The 16,587-nt window shown below is 59.9% G+C and carries 11 protein-coding genes and 1 tRNA gene; 10 read left to right on the forward strand and 2 right to left on the reverse strand.

The window, feature by feature from the left end; translation table 11 throughout:
* The first annotated feature begins 173 nt into the window (after window positions 1-173).
* The 10 genes from CJF39_RS13910 (at window position 174) to CJF39_RS22840 (ending at window position 14,200) form a co-directional block, all read left to right on the forward strand.
* Window positions 174-250, forward strand: a tRNA-Asp gene (locus CJF39_RS13910).
* A gap of 537 nt (window positions 251-787) precedes the next feature.
* Window positions 788-3,598, forward strand: coding sequence for a bifunctional glycoside hydrolase 114/ polysaccharide deacetylase family protein (locus CJF39_RS13915; protein WP_094993931.1), 2,811 nt, complete (start codon window positions 788-790; stop codon window positions 3,596-3,598).
* Complete coding sequence (locus CJF39_RS13920) at window positions 3,576-7,187, forward strand: tetratricopeptide repeat protein (RefSeq protein WP_094993932.1); 3,612 nt, start codon at window positions 3,576-3,578, stop codon at window positions 7,185-7,187. Before CJF39_RS13915 ends, CJF39_RS13920 begins: the two co-directional genes overlap by 23 nt.
* A gap of 28 nt (window positions 7,188-7,215) precedes the next feature.
* Entirely contained in the window at window positions 7,216-7,734 is a 519-nt protein-coding gene (locus tag CJF39_RS13925; RefSeq protein ID WP_094993933.1) for a penicillin-binding protein activator LpoB, read from the forward strand.
* Window positions 7,735-7,739: 5 nt separating this feature from the next.
* Window positions 7,740-9,104 carry a PelD GGDEF domain-containing protein gene (locus CJF39_RS13930; protein ID WP_249275364.1) on the forward strand — a complete coding sequence of 455 codons (1,365 nt, stop codon included), beginning with the start codon at window positions 7,740-7,742 and terminating at the stop codon, window positions 9,102-9,104.
* Window positions 9,082-10,068, forward strand: a complete 987-nt coding sequence (locus tag CJF39_RS13935) for a HEAT repeat domain-containing protein (protein ID WP_094993935.1) — start codon at window positions 9,082-9,084, stop codon at window positions 10,066-10,068. Before CJF39_RS13930 ends, CJF39_RS13935 begins: the two co-directional genes overlap by 23 nt.
* Window positions 10,065-11,582, forward strand: a complete 1,518-nt coding sequence (gene pelF, locus CJF39_RS13940; RefSeq protein WP_094993936.1) for a GT4 family glycosyltransferase PelF — start codon at window positions 10,065-10,067, stop codon at window positions 11,580-11,582. Before CJF39_RS13935 ends, pelF begins: the two co-directional genes overlap by 4 nt.
* A complete protein-coding gene (gene pelG / locus CJF39_RS13945; protein ID WP_094993937.1) occupies window positions 11,583-12,953 on the forward strand; it encodes an exopolysaccharide Pel transporter PelG in 1,371 nt (456 codons plus the stop codon). It begins immediately after the preceding gene.
* A gap of 136 nt (window positions 12,954-13,089) precedes the next feature.
* A complete protein-coding gene (locus tag CJF39_RS13950) occupies window positions 13,090-13,977 on the forward strand; it encodes a DUF2242 domain-containing protein (protein WP_094993938.1) in 888 nt (295 codons plus the stop codon).
* Between the two features lie 40 nt (window positions 13,978-14,017).
* A complete protein-coding gene (locus tag CJF39_RS22840) occupies window positions 14,018-14,200 on the forward strand; it encodes a hypothetical protein (protein WP_141232189.1) in 183 nt (60 codons plus the stop codon).
* 21 nt (window positions 14,201-14,221) lie between these two features.
* Here CJF39_RS22840 and CJF39_RS13955 read toward each other — a convergent pair whose 3' ends face one another.
* Together CJF39_RS13955 and CJF39_RS13960 are read right to left on the reverse strand one after the other, a co-directional pair.
* Entirely contained in the window at window positions 14,222-15,262 is a 1,041-nt protein-coding gene (locus tag CJF39_RS13955; protein WP_094993939.1) for an AraC family transcriptional regulator, read from the reverse strand.
* A gap of 3 nt (window positions 15,263-15,265) precedes the next feature.
* The gene (locus CJF39_RS13960; RefSeq protein WP_094993940.1) at window positions 15,266-16,396 is read right to left on the reverse strand and encodes a carbon-nitrogen hydrolase family protein; all 1,131 of its coding nucleotides are present in this window, start codon (window positions 16,394-16,396) and stop codon (window positions 15,266-15,268) included.
* Between the last annotated feature and the right edge of the window lie 191 nt (window positions 16,397-16,587).

A 16,587-nucleotide genomic window follows, 5' to 3' on the forward strand; every position in this document is an offset into this window, starting at 1 on the left:
GGTAGTTCAGTCGGTTAGAATACCGGCCTGTCACGCCGGGGGTCGCGGGTTCGAGTCCCGTCCGCTGCGCCATATTTGTACAAGTCAGGCCAGCCTGACTTGCGATTGAAAAGCACCGAAGCTGTTCAATCAACGATTTCAAAGTTTCAAACGGACGCAAGTCCGAGCGATACGCAGCGGTAGTTCAGTCGGTTAGAATACCGGCCTGTCACGCCGGGGGTCGCGGGTTCGAGTCCCGTCCGCTGCGCCATATCTGTTTCTGAGCCCTTGAACTCTCAGAAGCTACAAAGAAAGCGACCTCAGGGTCGCTTTTTTTGTGCCTGAATTTTACCTCTCTGTCAGTTTTGCCTCGCGACCGTCTTCTCACGCAAATGGCGTCCCTGTGTGCGTTGGCACGCTCCTTTTTTGGAATATTAACTATTCGTTTGGATTGTAAGGCTCTAGCTCGATACTCTCCTGGTTACGTCATTTTTCCAGCGCGTGCGATTTAAAATCCTAAGTCAGGCGCAAGTCGTCAAAAAAACGACGCTTATTCCCGATGGCGATAAAAAATCAAATTGGACTGCTCAATATTGGATCCATAGGATTGCCCGCAATTGGTGCGCAGTGCTGTCTCCGATTAATGAGTAACGGGTCGTAAAACGTTGTCGCTGATGTGTGACGAACCAAACGTTAATGCCCCTGACTCGATTAACTGGCGTGCTCCTCATCATCATGTTTGAGAGTACCGAAGCGGCCGCACTGCAATAACTGCCCTGGATTCGGTCATTAAGGTCAAACGTCATTTATGGAGCACAAGTTTCGCAGGAGGCGTGCGTGTACCGTCGCTTTGCGCCTGTTCGCAGCGTTTTCACTGTACCTCTCCGGCACCGCCAGTCATGCGGCTGAACCTGCGCCTCGCAGTGTGGCGTTTTGGTACGCAGACAATCCCCCCTTGCAAGAGCTGGCACAGTTTGAGTGGGCGGTTGTTGAGTCCGGCCACCTGTCCACTGCAGACGTTGCCCGAATTCGTCAATTAGGCAGTCAGCCGTTTGCGTATTTGTCCGTGGGCGAGTTTGATGGCGATCGCAATACACTGATTGAGTCAGAGCTGGATAAAGGCGCCAGTTCTAAACGTAACAAGGCTTGGAACAGCCAGGTGATGGACCTGGCGTCACCGCAATGGCGCAATCATCTGTTCAAACGCGCGCATGAACTGCAGGCGCAGGGTTACGCCGGGCTGTTTCTCGACACGCTGGACAGCTTTCAACTGCTGCCGGAATCGGCATGGCCCGGTCAGCAAACAGCACTGGCCAGTTTTCTGCGCGAACTGCACACCCGCGAACCGCAGCTGAAGCTGTTCTTTAACCGCGGTTTTGAAGTGTTGCCTGAGCTGGACGGTGTGGCCGCCGCCGTGGCAGTCGAGTCGATTCACGCAGGGTGGGACGCCGGTGCCAAACGCTATCGGCCTGTCTCACAAGCCGACCGTGAGTGGCTGGAGACTCGTCTCAAACCTCTGCGGGACAAAGGCATGCCGCTGGTAGCCATTGATTACCTGCCGCCGAGCCAACGAGAACAGGCGCGCAAACTGGCCCGTCAATTACGCGATGAAGGCTTTATCCCGTTCGTGACCACCCCGGACCTCGACTACCTGGGTGTCAGTACCCTTGAAGTCCAGCCGCGCCGGATCGCCATGTTGTATGACCCGCGTGAAGGGGACCTTACGGTTAACGCCGGGCATGTGATGCTCGGTGGCTTGCTCGAGTACCTGGGCTACCGGATTGACTATTTCCCGGTCGATCAACCGCTCCCTGCCCATCGGCTCAAGGGCGTGTATGCCGGTGTGGTGAGCTGGATGAACACGGGCCCGCCGCAAGATGCACAGCATTTCAATGCCTGGATCAACCAACGCCTGGATGAAGACGTGCCACTGGTGTTCCTGGCCGGCATGCCGATTGAGAACGCCGTCCTCCTTAAACGCCTCGGTTTGCACCCGTCAGTGCAGAGTGCTCCGACGTCACTCACGTTGCTGTCGCAAGACGCGTCGTTGATCGGCGGTTTCGAAGCGCCATTAATGCTGCGCACCCGCGAACTGACGCCCCTGTCGATATTGCCGGGCGGCCCGAAACCCGGTCTGTTGCTGGCCGATGAGAAGGGCAATGAATTTGCGCCGGTTGCCATTGGCCAGTGGGGCGGCATGGCAATGGCGCCGTATTTGGTGGAATCCAATGGCGAAGCCAGCCGCTGGATCATTGATCCGTTCGTGTTTATTCAACGTGCGTTGCGCCTTCCCCTGCAACCGCATCCTGACACCACCACGGAAAACGGCCGACGCATTGCGACCGTGCACATCGACGGTGACGGTTTTCCGTCCCGCGCAGAGATCCGTGGCACGCCCTACGCAGGGCAGTCTGTGCTGGACCTGTTTATCAAGCCTTATCCGTTCCTGACGTCGGTGTCGATCATTGAAGGGGAAATCTCCCCTCGCGGCATGTTCCCGTTTTTGGCCAAAGAACTGGAACCGATTGCACGCACCTTGTTTGCCAACCCCAAAGTCGAGGTGGCCACCCATACCTTCAGCCACCCATTCTTCATGCAGCCGGAAAAAGCCATGAAAGAAGAGGGCTTCCATCCCGAATATGGCCTGAACATGAAAATTGCGGGGTACAACAAGATCGACTTTCGTCGCGAAGTGTTTGGTTCACGGGACTACATCAACAACAACCTGACCACCCCGCAGAAGCCGGTAAAGATGATTTTCTGGCCCGGCGATGCGTTACCGGACGAAGCCACCCTCCAGTACGCCTATGAAGCCGGCCTGCAAAATGTGAACGGCGGCACCACCATCATCACCCACGCCAACCCGTCACTGACCGGGCTCTCGCCGCTATTGCGACCCACCGCGGGCGGCTTGCAGATCTATGCCCCGATCATTAACGAAAACATGTACACCAACCTGTGGAAGGGGCCGTTCTACGGCTTTCGCGATGTTATCGACACCTTTGAGCTGACTGACAACCCGCGCCGTTTGCGGGGCTTGCACCTGTATTACCACTTCTATTCCGGCACCAAGCAGGCATCGATCAAGGTCATGGATGATATCTACGCCTTCATGATCAAGCAGCAGCCGATCTCATTGTGGATGAGTGACTACCTGCCACGGGTGCGCGGCCTGTATGAATCCAGCCTGGCGCGTACCGCCGATGGTGACTGGCAAGTACTCGGGATGAACGCTTTGCGCACCTTGCGTATTGACCCGCAGATGGGCTGGCCTGACTTGACTCGCTCTACAGGTGTTGCCGGGGTGCGCGACCTGCCGCAAGGCCGGTATGTCCATTTGAGCAGCGATCGCGCGTTGCTCGCCCTGCGCCCGGATCGCGACCCACGGCCGGCATTGGAGGAGGCCAACGTGCCGCTCCAGGCCTGGCGGTTTGAGAATGACGGTCGCGTCACCTTTGCAATGGCCGGGGAGTTTGAGGTGCAGTTTTCAGTACGGGCCGCTGGGCCGTGCCATGTTGAAATCAACGGGCAGCGCTATTCCCCGCGTGCGGAAAATGGCCTGTGGTTCTTTAAATTGCCAATGAAGCAGGTGAGTGATGCCCAACTCCTCTGCCAGTAAGAAAACCCGGCTGCTCAATCCGTGGGCGCAGGGTGTGGTGGCCGTGGCGGTCGGCGGACTGCTGTGGCTGACCTTTGAACAAGAAAGCGTCTTCCTCCCGGATGACCGTCAGCCAGATGCAGTCTCGGCCAACTATGCGGAACTGCTGCTCACCGCGCACCCGCAAGACGATGCGTTGCGCATCAAGCTGCTGGACCTGCTGATTACCCTGGGCGAGTACTCCAGGGCCCGCAAACATTTGAGTCAATGGCCGCAGCCCAACGCCACGGTCGCCCGCTTGTACGGGTTGCAGCTCGATCAATTGGCGTTGCCCAAGGATGCCGATGCCCGTGCCCGCACCGTGCTGGTCGAACGCCTCAGCACACTGGATCGCGCTCAGTTGCCGATTGCTGCACTGGAACGTATGGCGCAGTTGCTGTTAGTGCTGCAAGCCCCGGGCCTGGCGGGGCAATGTTATGCCGAGCTGGCCGAGCGTGACCCGGCCCGGCGCCTGACGTGGTTAAGCAGTGCCGCGCAATGGTCGATGGCAGGTGGACAGCCGGGCCGTGCCGCTGACGTGTACCTGCAACTGGAAGCGTCCAGCAGCACGCCCGAGCAGCACAAACACTACCTGCGGCAAGCATTCGATGCCTTGATTGCCGCAGATCGAGGGGCTGAAGCGGCGGCGTTGTTAAGCCGGCAAGTGGCGCTCCTCAATGACCCTGACAGCGACCCGCATTGGTTGGAGCAAGGTGTTGAAACCGCGATCGCCCATGACCAGTTGCACCAAGCCGAAGTGTTGTTACAGCAGTGGCGGACCTTGCAACCCGGCAACCTTGAGGCTTTACGCAAGGAGTTCCGATTGCGGCTGGCGTTTGGCGATCAGGACGGCGCCTGGACCGTGGGGCAAGAACTGTTGCAGATCGAAGCGGGCGATGCTGCCTTTCTTGAACAAATGGCCCGACTGGGCGAGTGGAAGGGCGATAACTATCAGGCGCTGGATTACTGGATGGCCTACCTCAAGCTGCAGGATGACCCGGCGGCGTATGAGCATGCCTGGCGCTTGTCGATTCAGTTGTTTGATTTCGATCATGGCATCCCGTTGCTCACCAGCCTCCTGGAGACACGCAGCCTGACCGGGCCCGAGCTGGATGCGCTGGTGTTTGCCCACGAACAGCGTGGCACGCCGCAACTGGCCGAAGCCGTGCTGCGCGCCAGCTTGAAAAAATACCCTGAACAGCGTCTGGCCTGGGTGCGTCTGAGCCAGAACCTGGAAAACACCGAGCAATACCCGGCCAAGACCGTGGTCATGCAGGCAATGGCGCAACATTTTCCGCTCACCGTCACCGAGCGTGTGGACTGGGCCGGGTCGCACCTGAGGTTTTTTGATACCCAAGGGGCGTGGAACGTACTGGACATTGATAACCGGGACATTCAAGACCCCGATTATTGGGAGCTGCGGGCGGCACTGGCGTGGGAACTGGAGCGTGACGATGACTTGCAGCCGGCACTTGAACGGTTACTGGCGATCAAGGGTTCGTTGAATTACGGCGAAGAGGAGCAATTGGCCAACCTGTACCGCAAGCGTGCGCCGCAAAAGGCATTGGCGCTGATGATTGCGAGCTGGAACAAAACCCATAACCCGCAGCGTCTGGTCGTGGCCTTGCAAGTGGCGCAGGAACTGCAGGACTGGGCTCAAGTCAGTGTTTTGCTCGACAGTGCGCAGGCATGGCAGCAGGCCAACGAACAGGAGCAAGTACTGGCGGCCCGCGCTGCTTTGGCCGTGCATGAGCAACGCTTCGTCGATGCCGAGCGTCTGCTCAAGCAGGGCTTGGCGCGTTACGACGATGACAACCTGTTTCGCGAGCGCTTGCTGTGGTTGTACATCGATCAGGGGCGTACGGCAGAGATCGGCCCGTTGTTGCAAAAATGGCGGGCGCGGGCGCGTAACGACAACCTGCTGTGGCTGCCGTTCGCCAGTGCCAGCCAGATGGTTGGGCGCACCAGTGAGTCGTTGGCCTGGTATCGCCTGTACCTCAAGGCCAATCCCCAAGACTGGCTGGTGCAGGCGGGCTATGCCGATGCGCTGGAAGCAGCCGGTTCGTTGGCAGCGGCGCAACGCTTGCGCCTGCAGTTGACCCGCACCGTGGACCTGCAACCGGGGATTGAATCCTCTCAACGGTATGCCATGTGGCTGCGACTGCTGGCCAGCAGTTATTCGGCGCGTCTGGCGCAGAACAAGGCATTGCAATGGCAGGACGGCTCGCCCGCCATGTTGCAACTGTGGTTCGAACGCCTGCTGGCGCGGCTGGACGAAACCAATCAATCGGCCCAGAAAAACGACTGGCTGGCCTGGGCGCGCAGTCAGGGCCTAAAAGTCGACCGCTTTGAACTGATCCAGCAAGCGCTGCGTGACCGCAATCGCGACATGCTCAAGCAACTGCTGGCCAGCGGCGAACTGGACCCGGCGCAACAGGTCGAGGCCCTCAGTCAACTGGGGCATGATGGTCACGCCCTGAGCGTGGGCTTGTCGGCACTGGGAGACGAACAGTCCGCCATGATTCGCGAGCAATTGCGGCGTCAGGCGGTGGAGATCCTTGACCGCACGCCGCAAGGCATTCAGTTGCGCTGGGAGGGCAAGGATTTTGGTGGGCTGGATATTTCTGGCCCGCAACTGACGCTCGCCCGTCACCTCAATGACGACTGGTACGCCAGCCTGGTGCTGGGACAAGGCCGCTATGACAGCGATCAACTGCGTGATGGCCAATTGGGTCAGGAGCGCAATGCGTTGCTCACGTTGCGCCGCCAATTGAGTGACGGCAGCTACAGCCTGGTTGCCGACATCAGCACCCGCCAGGATCACGACCGCAACGGCTTTGGCCTGAGCCGGGCGTGGCAGTTGAGTGCAACCGATGAAATTGAAACCGGTCTCGACTGGCATCGCCAGAGCGACGAAACCGGCCTGATGCGCGCTTTTGGCCAGCACGACGGGGTGTGGGTCAAGGGGCAGCATGGTTTCTCGGCGCGTGACCAGTTGAGTTGGGCACTGACGCATAACCGCTTTTCGACCCGTGCAGGCGATGCATTGGGTTCCGGTCAGGAGGCCAAGCTGGAGCTGGCCCATACCCTGGAGTTCGAAGGCCCCAACTGGGTGGTGCGGGCCGGTGCCGACTATCAGCGCAATAGCCTTAAAAGCGCTGAGCTGAATGACCTCACGGCCTTCCTCAAACCGATTTACGAGCTAGAGCCCATCGAAGATGACGAGGGCCGTGTGACGGGTGCACGTGCCGTGGACGTTACGTCGCCGCTCACTGCCCGCGATTTGCTGCAAGCGCGTTATGGCCAAGTGTACGTCGGCAGTTCATGGCGGCGCGGCATGCCCGGCGCCTTGAACCGTACCAAGGCGCAATACACCTGGCTGGTGGACGTCACGGCAGGCTGGCAGTGGGTCGACAAGACCTTCAACTGGGGCGTGGACACAGGCCTGGGCATGGAGGTGCTAGGGGATGACGAACTGGCGTTCACGTTCGGTTACCAGTCTTCGCCTCAGGGCGGCGCGGGCGCCGGTGGCACGCTCGGCGTGAGCTATGGCCTGCGGTTTGGGCGCTGATCAATCAATGACTATGTGGAGAAACACGATGCAAACAATCCGAAACCTGACGCTGGCCATGGGCGTGTTGCTCATCGCCGGGTGCAGCAGCTTCACCGGTAAAAGCAGCCCGACCTTGTCTCGCAGTGCCCAATGGGGCGTGGTGCCACTGGTCAACTATTCGCAAACCCCGCAGGCGGGTGAGCGTAGCGAGCAGATCTTGCTCAGTGTGTTGAGCAACAAAGGCTTGCAACCCCAGATGTACCCGGTGGCAGAGCAGGGTGAGCAGGCCCTGCTGGACGACAACGAGCGCTTGAACGGCGCCATAGAATGGGCGCGCCAGCAGAAGCTCGATTACGTGGTAGCCGGCAGCGTCGAAGAGTGGCAGTACAAAAACGGTCTGGATGGCGAACCGGCGGTCGGGATCAGCCTGCGGGTCATCGAGCCGGCCACCGGCCGGGTGTTGTGGAGCGAAAGCGGTGCGCGTGCCGGTTGGTCCCGTGAAAGCCTGGCCGGTTCCGCACAGAAAGTGCTGCACAAACTGGTCGGCGGCCTTCGGATTGAGTAACTGAGATGAACTCCCCCCATATGGATTTCAGCCTGGCGCCCCGAGCCCAGGGCCTCGGCTCCTGGCTCGAAACGCTGGTAATCACGGCACTTGCGCTCGGCCTTGGGCTGTGGCTGACCCCTGACGATCCGCTGCAAGTGCGTGGCGAATTTCCGTGGCCGCTGCTGGCGCCGCTGCTGATCAGTGTGCGTTACGGGTTTGTGCGTGGGCTCAGCAGTGCGTGCCTGATCGTGATGGCGTTTTTCGTCCTGCGCCAACAGGGTTGGCCGTTGTACGCCGAGATTTCGCCTTCATTCATCGTCGGGGTTCTGGTCTGCACCATGGTGGTGGGCGAAGTGCGCGACTTGTGGGACCGGCGTTTGCAGCGTTTGCAGATGGCCAACAATTATCGCCAGTACCGCCTCGACGAGTTCACCCGGCACCATCAAGTGTTGCGGGTTTCCCACGACCGGCTGGAGCAACGGGTTGCGGGCAGCGATCAAAGCCTGCGCAGCTCATTGCTGGGCTTGCGTGAACGGCTGCGTACACTGCAAGGCACCCCGCAACCCTTGGCGGCTCTGGCTGAGCCGATAGTGGCGATCCTTGGCCAGTACGGTTCGTTGCGGGTGGCGGGTCTGTATCCGGTGGATGACCAGCGCCTGGTTCACGATGAACCCTTGGCAACCCTCGGTGTGATGGGTGCGCTGGCGGTGCACGACCCGCTGATCACCTTATGCCTTGAGCGCAACGAATTGGTCAGTGTGCGCAGCAACCTGACGGATAACGGGGAGCAGAGTGACTTTTCGTCGCTGCAGGTGTGCGTGCCGCTGATGGACACTGACGGGCGCTTGCTGGCGATTCTGGCTGTGCGGCAGATGCCGTTCTTCGCCTTTCAAGAGCGTACGCTGAGCTTGCTGGCGTTGTTGGCCGGGCATATCGCTGACCTGCTGAACAGTGACAGCCATAGCCTGCAACTGCCGGATGCCGACGCACAGCATTTTGCCCAGCAACTCAAGCGTTCCTTGATTGATGTACAGCAGCACGACTTGTCAGCGTGCCTGTTCTTCTTCGAACTGACCGAACCCGAGCCGCAATTGCTCAGCTTGTTTGAACGCAGCCAGCGTGGGCTCGACCTGCAACTGAATGTGCGTAACCAACGCGACCATCAAGGGCTGCTGGTGCTGTTACCGCTGACCAGTGCCGAGGGTGCCGAAGGTTACCTGACGCGTCTGAACACGCTGGTTCACGAACATTTCGGCCAGCAACACACCCTGCAAAGCCTTGGTGTGCGCGTATTCCCGTATACCCTGGAGCCCGCTTCCGAGCGCGGTGGCTTGCGTAACTTCCTGTTCAACGAGTGTGGCCTGAATGATCAGCAAGTGGCTATTTAGCCTTGGGGTAGTGCTGGAGGCGAGCAGTTGGTCCAGCCTCTGGGTCGAGCTGCCGCCGGGGCAGGCGTTCCTGCTTTATGTGACCGCCCATGGGATTGCCAGTGGCATGCTGTGCGCCGGGGTATGGATGTTGTTGCCTGCGCGTTATCGCCAGCCCATGCCCTGGAGCCCGCTGTTTCTGTTCTCTCTGGTGTTTTTTATCCCGGTGATCGGCGCCTTGGGCGTTGCCTGCGTGATCTTCCCGGCACTGTATTGGCCGCGCCCTCGCGAACCAGAAGCCTGGCAGTCACTGGGCATTCCGAAGTTGCCGTTTCGCTCGCAGCCGCTGCATTCACCGATTTTTCGCGACGGTGGTTTGCAGGATGTACTGCGTCACGCACCCGACCCGGATCTACGCCTTTCGGCGTTGCTGAGCACGCGACGGATGCCGGGCAGGGACGCGATCCCGATTCTCAGGCTGGCCTTGGCTGATCCCAGTGATGATGTGCGTTTACTGGCGTATTCAATGCTCGATAAGCAGGAGAACGACATCAATCAGCGGATTCAGGCCGACCTCAAACAGCTGCCCACCGCCAAACCGCCGGCCCGGGCGGCTTTGCACGCCACGCTGGCGCGCTGGTATTGGGAGCTGGCCTATCTGGGGCTGGCCCAGGGCAGTGTGCTGGAGCACGTCCTGAATCAGGCGCGCGAACATGCCGAGCAAGGCTTGCGCGAAGGTGAGGGGGGTGAGCTGCACCTGCTGGCGGGGCGTATTGCGCTGGAAATGGATGCCTTGAACACTGCGCTGACACACCTGGACGCCGCGCAACACGCAGGTATCGATGCTTCATTGTTGATTCCGTTTCACGCTGAAATTGCCTTCAGGGCCGGGCATTACGCGCAAATTCCGCTTCTGCTGGCAACGTTGCCCGCCGACCTGTTGCGTCGCCCCCCCTTCGCAGACCTCGCAAGGTGCTGGTTATGAACACACCCCAACACGACGCACCGGTGGCGGATGTTTGCCTGCTGCTTGAAGGCACCTGGCCGTATGTACGCGGCGGGGTATCGAGCTGGATTCACCAGATGCTGCTGGGGTTGCCCGAAGTGACCTTTTCGGTGCTGTTCATCGGCGGGCAGCGTAACGCCTATAGCCGCAGAAACTACGACATCCCGCCGAACGTGGTGCACATCCAAGAAGTGTTCCTTGAGGAGGCGTGGCAAGGCCGCCCGGCGAGCACCACCACCGAGCAAGCAATTGCCCCGGAACTGGCCAACCTGTACCGCTTTTTGCACCACCCGGACGCGCCCAGCGTGGCGCAGGGCCAACAGTTGCTCGACGCGCTGGCGCAGGATCGCCTTAGCCTGACAGACGTGCTGCGCAGCCGCGCCAGTTGGGAAACCTTGAGCGCGGGCTATCTCAAACACTGTGGCGATCCTTCGTTCGTGAATTATTTCTGGACCCTGCGTTCGATGCAGTCGCCCTTGCTGATGCTGGCCGAGGCCGCACGCGACATGCCGAGGGCGCGGGCTTTGCACTCAATTTCCACCGGGTATGCGGGGTTGGTGGGCTGCATTCTCAAGCAGCGCTGGGGCTGTCGCTACCTGCTGAGCGAACACGGTATCTACACCAAGGAGCGCAAGATCGACCTGGCGCAGGCCAGCTGGATCGCGGAAAGCAGCGAGCAAGCGCTCAATGGCAGCCTGGACACCGGCACCGGCTACATGCGTACGCTGTGGATCCGCTTCTTTGAACGCATCGGGCGGCTGGTGTACGACCACGCCGACAACATCATTGCCCTGTATGACGGCAACCGTCAGCGGCAAATCAAGGACGGCGCCGATGCGGCGCGTACACAAGTGATCCCCAACGGCATCGACTTACCGAAATGGACTGCCGCGTTGCAGGCCCGTCCCGACGGTATTTTGCCGGTGGTGGGGCTGATTGGTCGCGTGGTGCCGATCAAGGATGTGAAAACCTTTATCCGCGCCCTGCGCGGCGTGGTCAGCGCCATGCCTGACGTGCAGGGCTGGATTGTCGGGCCTGAAGAGGAAGACCCGGCTTACGTCAGCGAGTGCCGCAGCCTAGTGGCCAGCCTGGGGCTGGAAGACAACGTGTTGTTCCTGGGTTTCCAGAGCATTCAGAACATCCTGCCGCAATTGGGTTTGATGGTACTGACCTCCATCAGTGAGGCTCAGCCGCTGGTCATCCTGGAAGCCTGGGCGGCGGGAATTCCGGTGGTGTCCAGTGACGTGGGCTCATGCCGCGAGCTGATCGAAGGCGGTATTGCCGAAGACCGCGACTTGGGGCTGGCCGGAGAAGTGGTGGCAATCGCTGATCCGCAAGCCACCTCCCGCGCGATCCTCGGCCTGCTGCGCGACCCTCAACGCTGGCAGGCCGCGCAAACCAGCGGCTTGCAACGGGTGCATCGTTACTACGGAGAAAATTTGATGTTTGAGCGATATCGCACCCTGTACCGCGCAGCCATGGAGGCGGTGTAAATGGCTGGCATCGGTTTTGAACTGCGTAAAATCCTGTCCCGCGACTCTTACACCGCGACCCTGCACGCTTATGTGTACGCCGGGCTCATCAGCTCGGGGCCGTGGGTGCTGTCGATTGTCAGCGTGATGCTGGTGGGGGTGTTGAGCCTCGGGTTGTTGATGCCGGAAATGCTGGTCCGGCAGTTTCTGATCACGGTGACTTACCTGATGGCCACCTCGCTGATCCTGACGGGCGGCCTGCAACTGTTTTTCACACGGTTTGTTTCGGACCGGCTGTTTGAGCGCAAATTCTCGCGGATCTTGCCCAACCTGGTGGGCGTGTTGCTGCTTGTCACCCTGAGCTCAGGCGTGCTGGGCACGCTGTTGCTGTGGGCACTGTTTGACGAGCCACTGATGTACCGGCTGCTGGTGCTGGCCAATTTTGTGACCCTGTGCAACCTGTGGCTGGTGATCATCTTTCTGTCGGGGATGAAGGCCTATAACCGGGTTTTGCTGGTGATGCTGGTGGGTTATGCACTGATGGTCTTGAGTGCGTACCTGTTGAGCTTCATGGGTATCAACGGTTTGCTGTTGGCGCTGTTGATTGGCCACGGCACGCTGTTGTTCCTGTACCTCTACGACATCCTGCGCGAATACCGCGCCGATACGCTGGTGGCGTTCGATTTTCTAGACCGGCGACAGGTGTTCACCAGCCTGTTGCTGACCGGGCTCTGTTACAACTTGGGGATCTGGATCGACAAGTTCATCTTCTGGTTCAACCCGGCCACTTCCAGCGCGGTGATTGGCCCGATGCGCTCGTCGGTGCTCTACGACTTGCCGATCTTTCTGGCGTACCTGGCGATCATCCCCGGCATGGCGGTGTTTCTGGTCCGCATCGAAACCGACTTCGCACAATGGTATGACCGTCTGTTTCGGGCGATCCGTGAAGGGGAGACGTTGCAGCATATCGGCCAGATCAAGACAGAGATGACGCTGTCGATCCAGCAAGGGCTGCTGGAAATTTGCAAGGTGCAGGGGCTGACGGCGGTGCTGTTGTTCCTCTTCGCGCCGCACCTGCTCGAATGGCTGGGGATTTCCAGTTACTACCTGCCGTTGTTTTACATCGATCTGGTGGGGGTCAGCATTCAGGTGGTGTTCATGGCGCTGTTGAACGTGTTTTTCTACCTCGACAAGCGGGCAATCGTGCTCAAGCTGTGTGTGATGTTTGTGGTGCTGAACGGCGCTTTGACCCTGCTCAGCCTGTACCTTGGCCCGAGTTTCTTTGGTTACGGGTTTACCTTGTCATTGCTGGTGTGCGTGCTCGTGGCGTTGCAGCAACTGTCGACGGCGCTGCATGACCTTGAGTACCAAACCTTCATGCTCAGCGATTAAGCGGGAAGCGCGGCATGCGTGAACGGTGGTCCTTGGCCTGCGCCAGCGACCACAGGCCGCATCTTCGACTTGTTCTGGACACGCCATCCGATCAAACTGCGCGCATTCGCCCGTACCGTTCTCTTCAGGATGTTCAATGTCTATGTCATTCCCCTTGCGTACCGCGGTTGTCGCCTTCGTGCTGACCGGCCTCGCAGGTTGCTCGACGCAGAAAACCGCGATCTACGAGCATGAAAACTTCGATGACTCCGGCACTTTTTCGCGCAATTACCCGGTGGCCGACAAGGCTTCTTGCGAGGCAGCACGCCGCGCCTTGCTCAGTCAGGGCTACATCATCACCAGCCGCGACCCGAAAATGATCAGCGGCCATAAAAGCTTCCAGCAAACCGGTGAAAGCCATCTGGAAATCAGCTTTAACGTGGTCTGTGCCGATGACGGCGGGGCGGCGCATCACTCCACGATGTTCGCCAATGCCTTGCAGGACCGCTATGCGCTGAAGAAGGTTAACAACTCCGCCAGCCTTGGGGTCGGTGTGCTGGGGTCGGTATCGATGCCCATTGGTTCAACCGATGATTCGATGGTCAAGGTGGCCAGCGAAACCGTATCGTCTGCGCAGTTTTATGACCGTTTCTTCTCATTGGTAGAGGTGTTCCTGCCCAAGGAAGCAAAGAAAGCCGCGCACATTGAAGAGAAACCCGAGGCTGATCTGGGTGTGCCTGAGCCTGCGCCTGCCAAGGTCGAAGCGACACCTGCCACGCCGCCATCTGAGGCCCCGGCCGTCATCGCGCCCGAGGTGACGCCGATGATCGCGCCGCCCGCGGTCGAGCCCGTGGGGTCGCAGCCGGTGGTGCCGCCCGCGGAAGCAGCCCCCATCACGCCGATTGACGCTCCTGCAACCCCAGAACCGACGGCGCCCAGCGCGCCCGCGGCGCCTGCAGCGGCTGTGCCTGAAGCGCCGATCCCTGTCGCAGGGCCAGCCCCGGTCACTGCACCGGTCAACCCAGAACCTGCTCCAGCGCAATAAACCGCGGCGGTAAATCTGAAATGATCTGCTACGTTTAAATTTGAGCCCTAGACGTGTTAGCGCAGGTGTCACGTTTCCTTCATGCGCGCACGTTAAGCTCGAACGATCACGACAACAGACGCAGAAGGATGCCGACATGGACGATTATCAGGAAGAACTGCTGGAGTATCAGGCGTCCCAACTGGACCCGCTGGAGCCTGTGGACGACGCTACCGAGCTTTGAACGTCGCAGCGCACGGTCGCTTCATGCCGACTGGCGCTGGCGGCGCCGGAACTCTCCGGGTGTTTCAGCGTTCCAGCGTTTGAAGGCACGTTGAAACGCCTCGGCCGAGGCAAACCCCAACAAATACGCGATTTCTCCAAAGGCCAGTTCGGTGTCCCGGATATAGGTCATGGCGAGGTCGCGGCGTGTGTCATTGAGGATGGCGCGAAACTGCGTGCCTTCTTCCGCCAGCTTGCGGCGCAGCGTCCAGGTCGGCAGTTTCAGGCGAGCAGCCACTTCCTCCAGATCAGGTTCACGGCCGCCATTGAGCAACGGCCCCAGCAACTGGGTGATGCGCTCGCGCAAACTGCGCGTACGGGTCAGTTGCTCCAGTTCGCGTTCGCACAATTGCAGCAAATATGCCCAGGTGCTTGGGCAATGCTGCGGGTTGCGCAGATCAAGCGTGGCGTGATTGAGGCGTAGCTGGTTGGTGTCTGCACGAAAGCGCACCGGGTTGTGGCTCAGCACGCTGTACTGCTCGGCGTAGTCGGGTTCGCTGAACTCGATCTCGATCTGTTCGCTGGTCAGCGGGCAGTCGGCCACGGCGGATAATTGCTGCAGCCAGCCTGAGATGATGGAGTCCACCACGAAACGGTTATAGGCGTTGTACGGGCTGATGGAGTAAAAGCGCAGCCAGGCGCCCTGAGCATCTTCGTGCAGGCTCGACTGCCCACGGTAGTTGGAGCCGTAGAGGGCTTCGAAGCGGATCAGAGTGCGCGCCGCTTCCCGCACCGTCGGGGCTTGCGCCGCCGTGACCCCGGCCAGCCCCGCCTGACTCAGGCGGCTCAACTGACCCATGCGCAAACCCAGTGCGGGCTCGCCCGTCAATCCAATCGCGGCATGCCCCAGGCGCATGTAGCGCGGAATCGAGAGCCGCGCCATGGGCTGGCTCAAGCGCGCAGCATCAAGGCCGTATTGATCGAGCAAGGGCAAGGGGTCATGACCGCAGCTGCGCACCGCATCCGCCAGTTGTTGCACGAAACCGACCGACAAATCCCCCAAACGCATCGGTAACGGTTTCATTGGCTACAACCAGAGGTTGAGCAAGCGAGCAGTGGACACGGGCATATCAGGGCTGGTGAGGCCGTTGCGGCTGATAAAGCTTTGCCCGACGCTGTGTTTGTCCCAGAACCGACCTTGGGAAAACACCGTGATCCCGGCTTCGGCAGTGCTGCTGGGCACGCTGCTGATTAGGGTCAGACGATGCCAGGCTTCGCCTTCACTGACTTCGCCGGGCTTGAGGCTGATTTCGCTGGGCGTCGATACGCTTTTGTAACCGCCCCAGGGGTTATTCCACGTGTCTTTGCCGGTCACGAAGGCGGGTACGGCGATCAGTTGCACCTGTTGCTCGTTCAGCACGCGGTAGTTGTCGGGGTACCAACTGTCGCTGCCCACCAGAATACCGAGGCGCCCGGCCGGAGTGTCCACCACATTCAACTGATGGTCGGGGCTGGGCTGGATGTAGCTCTGTTCTTCGTAGGTCGGCAGCAATTGGCGCTGGGGCTTGCCTATTGCAGTGCCGTTGCGGTCGAACACCACGCTGCTGTTGTACAGCGCGCCGGAGCCCGCGTGCAGGGTGCCGTTTTCGATGCGCGGGTCGGGCAGGGCGATGCTGCCGGCCACCAGCGTGATGCCAAATTCCCGGGCCAGCCCGCCGAACAGGGTCTGATAGTCGGCGGCCATGCGTTTGGCTTTCATGCGCAAGTGGGCATCGTTGAGACGGCTTTCTCCTTCGGCCCCCAGCCAGGCACGGGTGAAGCTCAGCGGGTTGCTGATGGCCAGCCAGTGCATGGCTTCGTGGAGGTTTGCAGCTTGATACAGCTCGTCTTTCTCGCCGCGAAACATCAGCCATGAACCAATGTGTTCGGGCATCACCACGATGGTTTTCTCGTTGAGCAAGCCGGCGTCGCGGGCCTTGTTCAAGTAAGTCGCCAGTTTGAGATGCAGCAGCTCAAGGCTTTGATAATCGCGGGGCGACAGCAACGGCTCGATCCCCAGCAGGTTGCCACGCCCGGTGTCGACGCCGTCGTTAATTGCCAACTCAACCCGCAAGTCAGACAGGTAATGGCCGACGTCGCGTTGCTCGGTCCAGTACGCATACCCACCTGCAGCGGCGGCAACGGCGATCAGTAAGGTGCAACCAATTAATTTACGCATGAGAAATAGAGCAGACAGCCATTCGCAGGATTCGGTGTCTAGGGTAGGTGGCGCCTGCACGCTTGCCAAGAGGGGCTGTGCAATTGGGTTAATAATTTGTCACTTTGGGTCATTGAGTGGGGTCGGGCGGGGCTTTACTGTGCCTGTCATTCAACGACGGGCGCCGTAGAGCCTCCCGCGTTCCGTGAATC

It is taken from the genome of Pseudomonas lundensis (genome assembly GCF_002269125.1).
Lineage (GTDB): Bacteria > Pseudomonadota > Gammaproteobacteria > Pseudomonadales > Pseudomonadaceae > Aquipseudomonas > Aquipseudomonas lundensis_A.